This window comes from Streptomyces sp. SudanB182_2057, assembly GCF_964272715.1.
Lineage (GTDB): Bacteria > Actinomycetota > Actinomycetes > Streptomycetales > Streptomycetaceae > Streptomyces > Streptomyces rubradiris.
This window is the reverse complement of the sequence record NZ_OZ186798.1, coordinates 1255804-1269266: the sequence shown is the minus strand read 5'-3', so window position 1 is coordinate 1269266 and position 13463 is coordinate 1255804. Positions and strand designations below refer to the sequence as shown.

9 protein-coding genes are annotated in these 13463 nt (G+C 76.0%); 8 read left to right on the top strand and 1 reads right to left on the bottom strand.

Annotated elements, in window-relative coordinates:
* Window positions 1–224 precede the first annotated feature (224 nt).
* The 3 genes from ACSURM_RS05180 to ACSURM_RS05170 are packed head-to-tail and all read left to right on the top strand — an operon-like array spanning window position 225 to window position 4284.
* Complete coding sequence (locus tag ACSURM_RS05180) at window positions 225–1655, top strand: FGGY family carbohydrate kinase (RefSeq protein ID WP_436953763.1); 1431 nt, start codon at window positions 225–227, stop codon at window positions 1653–1655.
* The gene (locus ACSURM_RS05175) at window positions 1652–3055 is read left to right on the top strand and encodes an FAD-dependent oxidoreductase (protein ID WP_436953762.1); all 1404 of its coding nucleotides are present in this window, start codon (window positions 1652–1654) and stop codon (window positions 3053–3055) included. The genes ACSURM_RS05180 and ACSURM_RS05175 overlap by 4 nt, the downstream gene beginning before the upstream one ends.
* A complete protein-coding gene (locus tag ACSURM_RS05170; RefSeq protein ID WP_436953761.1) occupies window positions 3052–4284 on the top strand; it encodes an NAD(P)/FAD-dependent oxidoreductase in 1233 nt (410 codons plus the stop codon). Before ACSURM_RS05175 ends, ACSURM_RS05170 begins: the two co-directional genes overlap by 4 nt.
* Before the next feature lie 26 nt (window positions 4285–4310).
* On the opposite strand, the gene ACSURM_RS05165 is transcribed toward ACSURM_RS05170, so the two are convergent.
* A complete protein-coding gene (locus ACSURM_RS05165) occupies window positions 4311–5249 on the bottom strand; it encodes a lysylphosphatidylglycerol synthase transmembrane domain-containing protein (protein WP_436953760.1) in 939 nt (312 codons plus the stop codon).
* Between the two features lie 96 nt (window positions 5250–5345).
* Here ACSURM_RS05165 and ACSURM_RS05160 point away from each other — a divergent pair, with 96 nt between their 5' ends.
* The 5 genes from ACSURM_RS05160 to ACSURM_RS05140 all read left to right on the top strand — a co-directional run bounded on the left by ACSURM_RS05160 (window position 5346) and on the right by ACSURM_RS05140 (window position 13445).
* On the top strand, window positions 5346–7238 hold the full coding sequence (locus ACSURM_RS05160; protein ID WP_436960932.1) for an ABC transporter ATP-binding protein: 1893 nt from the start codon (window positions 5346–5348) through the stop codon (window positions 7236–7238).
* A gap of 177 nt (window positions 7239–7415) precedes the next feature.
* On the top strand, window positions 7416–7946 hold the full coding sequence (locus tag ACSURM_RS05155; protein WP_436953759.1) for a 2Fe-2S iron-sulfur cluster-binding protein: 531 nt from the start codon (window positions 7416–7418) through the stop codon (window positions 7944–7946).
* The gene (locus tag ACSURM_RS05150; RefSeq protein WP_436953758.1) at window positions 7943–8938 is read left to right on the top strand and encodes an FAD binding domain-containing protein; all 996 of its coding nucleotides are present in this window, start codon (window positions 7943–7945) and stop codon (window positions 8936–8938) included. Before ACSURM_RS05155 ends, ACSURM_RS05150 begins: the two co-directional genes overlap by 4 nt.
* A 20-nt stretch (window positions 8939–8958) precedes the next feature.
* On the top strand, window positions 8959–11076 hold the full coding sequence (locus ACSURM_RS05145) for a xanthine dehydrogenase family protein molybdopterin-binding subunit (protein WP_436953757.1): 2118 nt from the start codon (window positions 8959–8961) through the stop codon (window positions 11074–11076).
* Complete coding sequence (locus ACSURM_RS05140; RefSeq protein WP_436953756.1) at window positions 11073–13445, top strand: glycoside hydrolase family 65 protein; 2373 nt, start codon at window positions 11073–11075, stop codon at window positions 13443–13445. Before ACSURM_RS05145 ends, ACSURM_RS05140 begins: the two co-directional genes overlap by 4 nt.
* Window positions 13446–13463: the final 18 nt, after the last annotated feature.

Below are 13463 nucleotides of genomic sequence, written 5' to 3'. Positions count from 1 at the left end.
TATCCATTGTTGCCAAGTCAACCACTTGGTATGGGCAGTTGGCCTACCCGGCGGTAGCCCGCCGACCCGGTGTCCGGCCGCCCGCGAGGACGGGCCGGCGCCCCGCCGGAAGAGCTTGACGCCGGACCGCCGCGACGGCAGGCTGGCGCGGTGATCTTCAGGGCCGGAGCGGTGATCTTCAGGGCCGGAGCGGTGATCTTCAGGGCCGGAGCGGAGGACGCGCGATGACGGGGCCGGTGCTCGCCGTCGACCAGGGCACGTCCGGCACCAAGGCGCTCGTCGTCTGCCCCGAACGCGGCGTCCTCGGCACCGGCTTTGCCGAGGTGCGCCCCCGTCACCTGCCCGGCGGCCTGGTCGAGGCGGACCCGGGCGAGCTGTACGGCTCGGTGGTCGAGGCCGGCCGGCGCGCGCTCGCCGAGGCCGGCGAGGACGTCGTCGCCCTCGGCCTCGCCAACCAGGGCGAGACCGTCCTCGCCTGGGACCCGGCCACCGGCCGCCCGCTCACCGACGCCCTGGTCTGGCAGGACCGGCGGGCCGACACCGTCTGCGCGGAACTCGCCGGTCACGGAGAGGAGTTGCGGCAGCTGACCGGGCTGCCCCTCGATCCGTACTTCGCCGCGCCCAAGATGGCCTGGATCCGCCGCCACCTCACCCGCGACGGCGTCGTCACCACCTCCGACGCCTGGCTGGTACACCGCCTCACCGGCGCCTTCGCCACCGACGCCGCCACCGCCGGCCGCACCCAGCTGCTCGACCTGGACCGCGCCGAGTGGTCCCCGCGCGCCCTGGACCTCTTCGGCCTGGCCGGCGAACGCCTGCCGGAGATCACCGACAACGCCCACCCGGTCGGCACCACCACCGCGTTCGGCCCCGAGATCCCGTTCACCGCCGCGATCGTGGACCAGCAGGCCGCCCTGCTCGCCCAGCGGATCACCGGCCCCGGCACCGCCAAGTGCACCTACGGCACCGGGGCGTTCCTGCTCGCGCACACCGGCGACCGGCCCCGGCGCGGCGCGTCCGGCCTGGTCTCCTGCGTGGCCTGGCGGCTCGCCGGGGAAACCGGCTACTGCCTGGACGGCCAGGTCTACACGGCCGCCTCCGCCGTCCGCTGGCTCACCGGCCTCGGCGTGATCTCCTCCGCCGCCGACCTCGACCCCGTCGGCGGCGGCGTCCCCGACAGCGGCGGGGTCACCTTCGTCCCCGCCCTCGCCGGGCTCGCCGCCCCCTGGTGGCGCGGCGACCTGCGCGGCTCGCTCACCGGCCTCGGCCTCGACACCACCGCCGGGCACCTGGTGCGCGCCCTGTGCGAGGGCATCGCCGCCCAGGTCGCCGAGCTGGCCGAGGCCGCCGCCGGCGAACTGGGCGCCCCGCTGGACACGCTCCGCGTCGACGGCGGCCTCACCCGCTCCGCGCTGCTCATGCAGACCCAGGCCGACCTGCTGCAACGCCCGGTCGAGGTGTCCGCGCTGCCCGACGCCACCGCGCTCGGCGCCGCCGCCCTCGCCCGCCTCGGCGCGGACCCCGGGCTGAGCGTCGCGGACGCCCTGCCCGACGGGAGACCCGCCGCCGTGTACGAACCCCGCATCCCGGCCGATCAGGCCGCCGAACGCCGCGACCGGTTCCGCGCCGCCGTCGCCGCCCTCCTCGGCCCGTGACCGTCACCGCGACCGGACCGCTCCCGCGGACGCCGTACGACGTGGCGATCGTCGGCGCCGGGGTGGTCGGCTGCGCCATCGCCCGCGAACTCGCCCGCCACCCCCGGCTGCGCGTCGCCCTCGTCGAGGCCCAGGACGACGTCGGCCAGGGCACCTCCAAGGCCAACACCGCCATCCTGCACACCGGTTTCGACGCCACCCCGGGCACCCTGGAGGCCCGGCTGGTCCGCGAGGGCCACACCCTGCTCGGCGCCTACGCCGCCCGGACCGGCATCCCCGTCGAACGGGTCGGCGCCCTGCTGGTGGCCTGGGACGGGGAACAGCTCGCCGCCCTGCCCCGGCTGGCCCGCAAGGCCGAGGACAACGGCTGCCACGACACCGCCCTGCTCGGCCCCGGGGAGCTGTACACCCGCGAACCGCACCTCGGCCCCGGCGCGCTCGGCGCCCTGCACGTCCCCGGCGAGAGCGTCATCTGCCCCTGGACGACCACCCTTGCCTACGCCACCCAGGCGGTCCGCGCCGGCACCGACCTGCACCTGAACACCGCCGTACGGGACGTGGGCTGGGACGGCGGACACCGGCTGACCACCAGCCGGGGCACCCTGTACGCCCGCCACCTGGTCAACGCGGCCGGACTGCACGCCGACACCCTGGACCGCGCCCTCGGCCACGACGACTTCACCGTCACCCCGCGCCGCGGCCAGCTCCTGGTCTACGACACGTTCGCCCGCCCCCTGGTGCGGCACATCCTGCTGCCCGTGCCGACCGCCCTCGGCAAGGGCGTCCTGGTCGCGCCCACCGTCCACGGCAACGTCCTGCTCGGCCCCACCGCCGAGGACCTGCACGACAAGCACGCCACCGAATCCACCGCCGAAGGGCTCGCGGCCCTGCGGGAGAAGGGCCGGCGCGTCCTGCCCGCCCTGGTGGAGGAGGAGGTCACCGCCGTCTACGCCGGGCTGCGCGCGGCCACCGGACACGAGGACTACCGCATCACCGCGCACCCCGGGCAGGCGTACGTCACCGTCGGCGGCATCCGCTCCACCGGCCTGACCGCCTCGATGGCCATCGCCGCCCACGTCACCGGGCTGCTCGCCGGCACCGGCCTCGACCCCGGCCCGGTCCGCGAACCCGAACCGGTGACCCTGCCCGGCCTCGGCGCGAACTCCCCCCGCCCCTGCGAGCGGGCCGACCTGGTCGCCGCCGACCCCGAGTACGGCGTCCTGGTCTGTCACTGCGAACGGGTCTCCCGGGGCGAGATCCGCGACGCCCTCGCCAGTACGATCCCGCCGCGCGGCCTGGAGGGCCTGCGCCGCCGCACCCGCGCCCGGGCCGGCCGCTGCCAGGGCTTCTTCTGCGGGGCGGCGGTCCGCGAACTGTTCGAACGGGGAACGCGGTCATGACCGCCGTACGGCACGTGGACGTCCTCGTCGTCGGCGCCGGTCCCGCCGGGCTGACCGCCGCCGCACGGCTGGCCGCCGCCGGCGCCGGGCGGGTGGAGGTGCTGGAACGCGAGCCCGAACCCGGCGGAGTGCCCCGGCACAGCGCCCACGGCGGCTTCGGCACCCGGACCCGCCCGCTCACCGGCCCCCGCTACGCCCGGCTGCTCACCGAGACCGCCGAACGGGCCGGCGCCACCCTGCGCACCGGGGTGACGGCACTGGACTGGGCGCCCGCGGGACCCGCGCTCACCACCGTGGGCCCCGGCGGCCCGGAGACCGTCCGGGCCCGCGCGGTCGTCCTCGCCACCGGCGCCCGCGAACGCCCCCGCGCCGCCCGCCTGGTGCCCGGCACCCGCCCCGCCGGCGTCTACACCACCGGCGAACTCCAGCGGGCCGTCCACCTGTTCGGACAGCACATCGGCACCCGCGCGGTCGTCGTCGGCGCCGAGGACGTCTCCTACGCGGCGGCCGGCACCCTGCGCGCGGCCGGCACCGAGGTCGTCGCCCTGGTCACGGAAGACCCGCGGGCCCGGACCGGCGGCGCCCGCGCCCAGGCGGCCCGGCTGCGCCACGGCATCCCCTTGCTGACCTCCACCGCGGTCACCGAACTGCTCGGCCACGGACGGCTCTCCGGCGTCCGGGTCCGCCACCGCGACGGCCGTACGGCGGTCCTGCCCTGCGACACCGTGGTGTTCACCGGCGACTTCGTGCCCGAGCACGAACTGGCCCGGCGCGGCGGCCTCGTCCTCGACCCCGGAACCCGCGGCCCCGCGACCGACGGCACCTGGCACACCTCGCGCCCCGGTGTCTTCGCCGCCGGCGACCTGCTGCACGCCGTGGAGCCCGCCCGCACCGCGGCCCGAGAGGGCGGCCGGGCGGCCCGCGCGGTCCTGGACCACCTGGCGGGCGCCCCCTGGCCGGACCCCGGGGTGCCCGTCCTGGTGTCCGCGCCGCTGCGCTGGATCACCCCGAACCGCGTCACCCCCGGCGCCCGGCCCGACCGCCACCTGCTGCGCACCGGCGCCCCGCCGCCCGGCCCGGTCCTGTACGTCCACCAGGACGGCCGCCTCCTGCACCGCGCCCGGCCCGTCCCCCGAGCCGCCCCGACGCACCGCACCCTGACCCTCACCGCCCGCTGGCACGACCGCGTCGACCCCGGGGGCGGACCGGTACGGGTGAGCACCGGCTGAGCGGGGCGCGGCGGGCCGCCGGAGCCTCAGATGACCTTCAGCCGCACCAGCGCCCCCAGCGTCACCGCCCCCGGCAGCAGCGGCAGCCACACGGTGATGATCCGGTAGGCCAGGACCACCGCCGTGGCCACCGCGGCCGGGCCGCCCACCGCGACCAGGGCCACGATCAGCGCCGCCTCCACGGAACCCAGCCCGCCGGGCGTGGGCACCAGGGCCACCGCGACCGTCGCCGCGAGATAGGCGAGCGCCATGTGGGCGGGCGGCACCGGCAGCCCCAGCGCCCGGCCGACCGCGGTCAGCCCGGCCGCCTGGAGCGCGGGGAAGGCCAGCGAGCCGCCCCACAGCGCCAGCGCCCGGGCGGGCCGGGCGTGCACCGACCGCGCCGCGCCCAGGGCCTCCCGGACGAAGGAGCGGACCCGCGCGCGCAGCGGCCGTACCAGGGCCAGGCCGGCGGCCGCCAGGAGCAGCAGGCCCGCCGCGCCCAGCAGCGGCAGCGCCGCATCGTCCGGCAGCAGCGCCCCGGGCCGCAGCGCGCCCGGGAAGGCGATCAGCAGCGCCGCCAGCAGACCGAGCCGGCCCACGGACTCGGCCAGCAGATACAGGGCGAGCGCGGCCGAGGAACGGGCGAGCGGCACCCCGCACACGGTCATGAAACGCAGGTTCACGGCGCCCGCGCCGAGCCCCGTGGGCAGCAGGTGGTTGGCGGACGCCGCCGCGAACTGGGCGGCGAGCAGCCGGCCCTTCGGCAGCGGCTGCACCACCGCGCCCTGCCGGGTGACGGCCGCGGCCACCCAGGTCAGACAGGTGGCGCCGGCCGCGACGAGCAGCCACGGCCAGGACGCGGTGCGCAACTGGCCGAAGCCCTCGGCGAGCATGGCGCGGTGCCGTACGGCGGCCACGGCGACCAGCGCGAGCGGCACCAGGCACAGCGCCCGGCGGACGGGGACGCGGCGGAAGATCGTCACGGCACGCCAGGATGGCCGCGCCCGCCGAACCCCGGGTGAAGAACCGCCGACCTTGACCTCAACGAAGCTTGAGGTCCTACTGTCGTCGGCATGAGCATGGAGACCACCGCCTGGACGCAGCTGCACAGCGTGATGAACGCGCAGTCCCAGCGCCGCCCGTTCGCCCGCGCCACGCTGCGCCGGATCGCCGCCTTCGCCCGCCCGCACCGCGCCGGCATCGCCCGGTTCGTACTGATCGGGGTGGTGACCGCGCTGCTCGCCGTCGCCACCCCCGTGCTCGCCGGACGCGTCGTCGACGCGATCGTGGCGGGACACGACTCCGCCGGAGTCATCCGGCTCGCCCTGCTCATCGCGCTCGTCGCGGTCGCCGAGGCGGGGCTCGGCATCCTCGGCCGGCGCCTGTCGGCGACGCTCGGGGAGGGACTCATCCTCGACCTCAGAACGGCTGTGTTCGATCATGTGCAGCGCATGCCCGTCGCGTTCTTCACCCGTACCCGTACGGGAGCGCTGGTCAGCCGGCTCAACAACGACGTGATCGGCGCCCAGCGGGCCTTCGCCAACACCCTGTCCGGCGTCGTCAGCAACCTCGTCACGCTGCTGCTCACGCTCGCCGTCATGCTCACCCTGTCCTGGCAGATCACCCTGCTCGCGCTGGTGCTGCTGCCGGTGTTCGTGCTGCCCGCCCGCCGCATGGGCAGCCGGATGGCCCGGATGCAGCGGGAGGCGGCGGCCCTGAACGCGGCCATGGGCACCCGGATGACCGAGCGGTTCTCCGCCCCCGGCGCCACCCTGGTCAAGCTGTTCGGCCGCCCGGAGGAGGAATCCGCGGAGTTCGCCGCCCGCGCCGCCCGGGTCCGGGACATCGGCGTACGCACCGCCACCGCCCAGTCCGTCTTCATCACCTCCCTCACCCTGGTCTCCGCCCTCGCCCTGGCCCTCGTCTACGGCCTCGGCGGCTGGTTCGCCCTGCACGGCACCCTGGAGCCCGGCGCGGTCGTCTCCCTCGCCCTGCTGCTGACCCGGCTGTACGCCCCGCTGACCGCGCTCGCCGGGGCCCGGGTCGAGGTGATGAGCGCGCTCGTCAGCTTCGAGCGGGTCTTCGAGGTGCTGGACCTGAAGCCCCTCATCGAGGAGAAGCCGGACGCCCGCGAGGTCCCCGACGGCCCCGTCGCCGTCGAGTTCGACGACGTCCGCTTCGCCTACCCGGCCGCCGACCAGGTCTCCCTCGCCTCCCTGGAGGAGGTCGCCGCGCTCGACACCCGCGGCGGCACCGAGGTGCTGCACGGCATCTCCTTCCGCGCCGAACCCGGCCAGACCGTCGCCCTCGTCGGCTCCTCCGGCGCCGGCAAGTCCACCATCGCCCAGCTGCTGCCGCGCCTGTACGACGTCGACGCCGGCGCGGTCCGCATCGGCGGGCTCGACGTCCGCGACCTCACTTCCGCCTCCCTGCGCGCCACCCTCGGCATGGTCACCCAGGACGGCCACCTCTTCCACGACACCGTCCGCGCCAACCTGCTGCTCGCCCGCCCCGGCGCCACCGACGAGGAGCTGTGGGACGCCCTCGGCCGGGCCCGCCTCACCGAGGTCGTGCGCTCCCTGCCCGACGGCCTGGACACGGTCGTCGGCGAGCGCGGCTACCGGCTCTCCGGCGGCGAACGCCAGCGCATGACCATCGCCCGGCTGCTGCTGGCCCGCCAGCGCGTGGTCATCCTGGACGAGGCCACCGCCCACCTGGACAACACCTCCGAGGCGGCCGTCCAGGAGGCGCTCGCCGAGGCACTCCAGGACCGCACCGCCGTCGTCATCGCCCACCGCCTGTCCACCGTCCGCGCCGCCGACCAGATTCTGGTCGTGGAGTCCGGCCGGATCGTGGAACGCGGCACCCACGACGAGCTGCTGGCGGCCCGGGGACGCTACGCCGAGCTGCACCGGACCCAGTTCGCGACCCGCGCCGAACCGGCGGCGGCGCTGGCACCGCCGGCCGGCTGAGCGGCACCCGGCCCCGCGCCGGACGGGCGACGGGACGCGCGGGGCGGGGGCGACCGGATCGGCGGCGGAACGTCCGGGGCGGGAACCACCGGATACGCGGCGGGACGTGTGAGGCGGGGGCGACTGGATACGCGGTGGGAACGGCAGCATCGTCCGTCCGGAAGGTCATCCCCGCCCATGACCAGCGCACCCCACCACTCCGAGGTCACCCTCCGGGTCAACGGCAAACCCCACACCCTGCGCGTCGACCACCGGCGCGTCCTGCTCGACCTGCTGCGTGAGGACCTGGACCTCACCGGCTCCAAGAAGGGCTGCGACCACGGCCAGTGCGGCGCCTGCACCGTGCTGGCCGACGGCCGCCGCGTCAACAGCTGTCTGCTGCTCGCGGTCACCCTCGACGGCAGCGACATCACCACCGTCGAGGGCCTCGGCGGCGACGGCGAGGAACCGCACCCCCTCCAGCGGGCGTTCCTGGACCGCGACGCCTTCCAGTGCGGCTACTGCACCCCCGGCCAGCTCTGCTCCGCCGTGGGCCTCCTCGCCGAGGCCGCGGCCGGCCACCCCTCCCACGTCACCGACCCCGCCGCCCCCTCCGGCCGGCCCGTCCCGCTGGACCGGGCCGAGATCCGCGAACGGATGAGCGGCAACCTCTGCCGCTGCGGCGCCTACCCCCGCATCGTCGAGGCGATCGAGGACGTGATCGAGTGAACGGCTTCGAATATCTGCGCCCCACCACCCTCCAGGAGGCCGCCGAGGCCTACGCGGCCCACCCCGGCGCCCGCTACCTGGCCGGCGGCACCAACCTGGTCGACCTGGTCAAACTCGGCGTGGAACGGCCCACCGTCCTCATCGACGTGGGCGGGCTGCCGCTCGACACCATCGAGGAACTGCCCGACGGCTCGCTGCGCGCCGGCGCCACCGTCCGCAACAGCGACCTCGCCGCCGACCCGCGCGTGCGCGACCGCTGGCCCGCCCTGTCCCAGGCCCTCCTCGCGGGCGCCTCCGCCCAGCTGCGCAACGCCGCCACCACCGGCGGCAACCTCCTCCAGCGCACCCGCTGCCCCTACTTCCAGGACCTCGGCAAGCCCTGCAACAAGCGGGAACCGGGCAGCGGCTGCGGCGCCCGCGACGGCGTCCACCGCGACCACGCCGTCCTCGGCCACTCCGCGCGGTGCATCGCCACCCACCCCTCCGACATGGCCGTCGCCCTCGCCGCCCTGGACGCCCAGGTGGAGCTGTACGGCCCCGAGGGCACCCGGCGGCTGCCGGTGGCCGACTTCCACCGGCTGCCCGGCGAACACCCCGAACGGGACACCTGGATCCGCCCCGGCGAACTGATCACCGCCGTGCTGCTCCCGGCCGCCACCGCCGGTGTGCCCTCCGCCTACCGCAAGGCCCGCGACCGGGCGTCGTACGCCTTCGCCCTCGCCTCCGTCGCCGTCACGCTGCGCGTCGCGGACGGCATCGTCGACCAGGTGGGCATCGCCTTCGGCGGGCTCGCCCACCGTCCCTGGCGGGCCCGGCACACCGAACTCGCCCTGCTCGGCGCCCCCGCCACACCGGACGCCTTCGAAGGAGCCGTCGCCCTCGAACTCGCGCACGCCGAGCCCCTGCGGGACAACGCCTACAAGGTGTCCCTCGCCCGCAACCTCGCCCTGGACGTCCTGAACCGTCTCGCCCCGGCCACCGCGACGGCCTGAGCCGCCCCAGGAGGACCCCCATGACCGGTACGACCGGTACCACCGGCACCGCCCTGGGTGCCCCCGCCGAGCGCCGCGAAGGACGCCAGAAGGTCACCGGCGCCGCCCGCTACGCCGCCGAGTACACCCTGCCCGGCCGCGCCCACGCCTGGCCCGTGCCCGCCGCGATCGCCCACGGCCGGGTCACGTCCGTCGACACCTCCGAGGCCCTCGCCCTGCCCGGCGTCCTCGCCGTCCTCACCCCCGGCGACGCCCCCCGGCTCGCCGAACCCGAGGACCACACGCTCGCCCTGCTGCAGAACCCGCGGGTGCCGCACCGCGGCTGGTGCGTGGCCCTGGCGGTCGCCGACACCCTGGAGACGGCACGCGCCGCCGCCCGCGCGGTCCGCGTCCACTACGCCCCCGAACCCCACGACGTCACCCTCGTCCCCGGCCACCCGGACGCCTACGAACCCGAGGAGGTCGGCGGCGGCTACCCCGGCCGGCTCGAACAGGGCGACCCCGAGGCCGCCTACGCCGCCGCCGAGGTCCGCCTCGACGTCACCTACCGGGTGCCGCCGCTGCACAACCACCCCATGGAACCGCACGCCAGCACCGCCCACTGGGACGGGGACCGGCTCACCGTGTACACCTCCAGCCAGGGCGGCAGCACCGTACGGTCCGTCCTCGCCGGGCTGTTCGAGCTGCCCGAGGACCACGTCACCGCCGTCACCGAACACGTCGGCGGCGGCTTCGGCTCCAAGGGCACCCCACGCCCCGACGTCGTCCTCGCCGCCCTGGCCGCCCGCCACACCGGCCGCCCCGTCACCGTCGCCTACCCCCGCCGCCACCTGCCCACCACCGTCGGCCACCGCGCCCCCACCGTGCAGCGGCTGCGGCTCGGCGCACACCCCGACGGCCGGCTCACCGCCCTGCTGCACGAGGTCGCCACCCACACCTCCCGGGTGCGCGAGTTCGTGGAACACGCCGCGGTGCCCTCCCGCGTCATGTACGCCACCCCGGCCCTGCTCAGCACCCACCGGGCGACCGCGCTCGACGTCCCCAGCCCGTCCTGGATGCGCGCCCCCGGCGAGGCACCCGGCATGTACGCCCTGGAGTCGGCCGTCGACGAACTCGCCGACGCCCTCGGCATCGACCCCGTGGAGCTGCGGGTACGCAACGAACCCGACCGCGAGCCGGGCAGCGGCAAGCCGTTCAGCAGCCGGAGCCTCGTCGCGTGCCTGCGCGAGGGCGCCCGCCGCTTCGACTGGGCCGGACGCGACCCGCGCCCCCGGACACGCCGCGAAGGCCCGTGGCTGACCGGCACCGGAGTGGCCGCGGCCACCTACCCGGCCGCCGCCCAGCCGTCCGCCGCGGCGGCCCGCGCGCTGCCCGACGGCACCTTCACGATCCGGATCAACGCCACCGACATCGGCACCGGGGCCCGTACCGTCCTCGCCCAGATCGCCGCCGACAGGCTCGGCGCACCCCTGGACCGGATCCGCGTCGAGATCGGCCACAGCGACCTGCCGCCCGCCTGGCTGGCCGGCGGCTCCATGGGCACCGCCTCCTGGGGCTGGCCCGTCCACGACGCCTGCGCCGAACTGGCCTCCCGGCTGGCCGCGCACCCCGGGCCGCTGCCCCCCGAGGGCATCGAGACCCGCGCGGACACCACCGGGAAGGCCGACGCCGACAGCCCCTACGCCAAGCACGCGTTCGGCGCCCACTTCGCCGAGGTCGCCGTCGACACCGTCACCGGCGAGGTCCGGGTCCGCCGGCTGCTCGGCGTCTACGCCGCCGGCCGCATCCTCAACTCCCGCACCGCGCGCTCCCAGTTCACCGGCGGCATGGTCATGGGCCTCGGCATGGCCCTGACCGAACACAGCACCCTGGACCCGGCGTTCGGCGACTTCCCCGAGGCCGACCTCGCCTCCTACCACGTGCCCGTGCACGCCGACGTGCCCGCCATCGAGGCCCACTGGATCGAGGAGGACGACCCCCACCTCAACCCCATGGGCAGCAAGGGCATCGGCGAGATCGGCATCGTCGGCACCGCCGCCGCCGTCGGCAACGCCGTCCACCACGCCACCGGCATCCGCTTCCGCGAACTCCCCCTCACCCCCGACCGGATCCTGTCCGGCCTGCTGTCCGAGGGATGACGGTGACCGGGCCCACCTGGGAGTACGACGGCTACCGGCCCGGCGAGGAACGCCTGCGGGAGTCCCTGTGCACCCTGGGCAACGGCTACTTCGCCACCCGCGGCGCGCTGCCCGAGTGCACCGCCGACGACGTCCACTACCCCGGCACCTACGCGGCCGGCTGCTACAACCGGCTCACCTCCGAGGTCGCCGGACGCCGGGTCGAGAACGAGGACATGGTCAACCTCCCCAACTGGCTGCCCCTGCGCTTCCGCCCGGCCGGCGGCGACTGGCTCACCCCGGACACCACGCCCGTCACCGAGCACCACCAGGTCCTCCACCTCGACCCCGGGGTACTGGAGCGCCGCACCCGCTACCCGCTCGGCGCCGGCGCGAGCCTGCTCGTCCGGCAGGTCCGCCTGGTCCACCTGGCCGACCCCCATCTCGCCGCGCTGCGCACCGACTTCACCGCCGAGGGCGCCCCCCTCGACCTGGACGTGGAGGCCGCGCTCGACGGGCGCGTCACCAACTCCGGCGTCGCCCGCTACCGGGAACTGGACGGCCGGCACCTCACCCGGGTCGAAGCCGGCGCCGCCGCCCCCGGCACGGTCTGGCTGCGCTGCCACACCCGCACCTCCGACATCGGCTTCGGCCTGGCCGCCCGGCTCACCGCCGAGGCACCGGTCCACCACGCCACCGAGGACCGCCGCGCCGTGCACCGGCTGAGGCTGCGCCTGCCGCCCGGCCGGACCGTCACCGTGGACAAGACCGTCGCCCTGCACACCTCCCGCGACCCGGCCATCAGCGACCCGCTGCGCGCGGCCCTCGACCGGACCGCCGGCGCGCCCCCGTTCGAGACGCTGCTGGACGCCCACCGCACCGCCTGGCAGCAGCTGTGGCGGCGCACCGCGCTCGACGTGCCCGGCGAGGCGGGCAGCATCCTGCGCCTGCACCTGTTCCACGTGCTGCAGACCCTCTCCCCGCACACCGCCGACCTGGACGTGGGCGTGCCCGCGCGGGGACTGCACGGCGAGGCCTACCGGGGCCACGTCTTCTGGGACGAACTCTTCGTCCTGCCCTACCTGAACCTGCACCTGCCCGAGGTCTCCCGGGCCCTGCTGCGCTACCGTCACCGCCGGCTGGACGCCGCCTGCCACGCCGCCGCCGCGCTCGGCCGGCGCGGCGCGCTCTACCCCTGGCAGAGCGGCAGCGACGGCCGTGAGGAGACCCAGCAACTCCACCTCAACCCGCGCTCCGGCCGCTGGCTGCCGGACCACTCCCGGCTCCAGCACCACGTCGGCTCCGCCGTGGCCTACAACATCTGGCACTACTGCGAAGCGACCGGCGACACCGGCTTCCGGCACGGCGAGGGCGCCGAGATGCTCCTCCAGATCGCCCGCTTCTGGGCGGACTCGGCCGTCTGGGACGACCACCTCGGCCGCTACCGCATCCGCGGCGTGGTCGGCCCCGACGAGTACCACGACGCCTACCCGGGCGCCACCCGCCCCGGCCTGGACGACAACGCCTACACCAACGTCACCGCCGCCTGGGTGCTGGGCCGCGCCCTGGAACTCCTGGCCGGCCTGCCCGAACCGCGCCGCCGCGAACTGACCGAGTACTCGGGCCTCGCCGAGGACGAGCCCGCCCGCTGGGAGCAGGTCTCCCGCCGACTGCACATCCCCTTCCACGACGGTGTGATCAGCCAGTTCGACGGCTACGCCGACCTGGCCGAACTGGACTGGGACGACTACCGCAAGCGGTACGACGACATCCGGCGCCTGGACCGGATCCTGGAGGCCGAGGGCGACACCGTCAACCGCTACAAGGCGTCCAAGCAGGCCGACGTCCTGATGCTCGGCTACCTCTTCCCGCCCGGCGAACTGCGCGGCCTGTTCCAGCGCCTGGGGCACCGGCTGGACGAGCACACCTGGACCGCGACCGTCGACCACTACCTGCACCGCACCAGCCACGGCTCCACCCTCAGCGGCCTGGTCCACGGCTGGATCCTGGCCCGCGCCCGCCGCGCCGACGCCTGGCGGTTCGTGCAGGAGGCACTGCGCGGCGACATCGCCGACCTCCAGGGCGGCACCACCGGCGAGGGCGTCCACCTCGGCGCGATGGCCGGCACCCTCGACCTCGTCCAGCGCGGACTGACCGGCCTGGAGACCCGCGGCGGCCTGTGCCTGGACCCCGTCCCGCTGCCCGAGCTGTCCTCCTACGGCTTCTCCCTGCGCTACCACGGCCACTGGGGCGTACGGCTGCGGCTGCGCAGCGGCCTGCTGGAGATCGCCGTACCGGCCTCCGACCGCTCGCCCATCGGCATCCGGCTGCGCGACCGGGTGGTGCCGGTCGGCCCCGGGGAGACGGCCCGCCTGGTACTGCCCGACTGAGCCGCTCCGGGCGCGTCC

Excerpts from the sequence above, each read along its gene's own strand:
- ACSURM_RS05180 (WP_436953763.1), top strand. The coding sequence starts at position 225 with ATGACGGGGCCGGTGCTCGCCGTCGACCAGGGCACGTCCGGCACCAAG.
- ACSURM_RS05170 (WP_436953761.1), top strand. The coding sequence starts at position 3,052 with ATGACCGCCGTACGGCACGTGGACGTCCTCGTCGTCGGCGCCGGTCCC.
- ACSURM_RS05160 (WP_436960932.1), top strand. The coding sequence starts at position 5,346 with ATGGAGACCACCGCCTGGACGCAGCTGCACAGCGTGATGAACGCGCAG.
- ACSURM_RS05155 (WP_436953759.1), top strand. The coding sequence starts at position 7,416 with ATGACCAGCGCACCCCACCACTCCGAGGTCACCCTCCGGGTCAACGGC.
- ACSURM_RS05145 (WP_436953757.1), top strand. The coding sequence starts at position 8,959 with ATGACCGGTACGACCGGTACCACCGGCACCGCCCTGGGTGCCCCCGCC.
- ACSURM_RS05140 (WP_436953756.1), top strand. The coding sequence starts at position 11,073 with ATGACGGTGACCGGGCCCACCTGGGAGTACGACGGCTACCGGCCCGGC.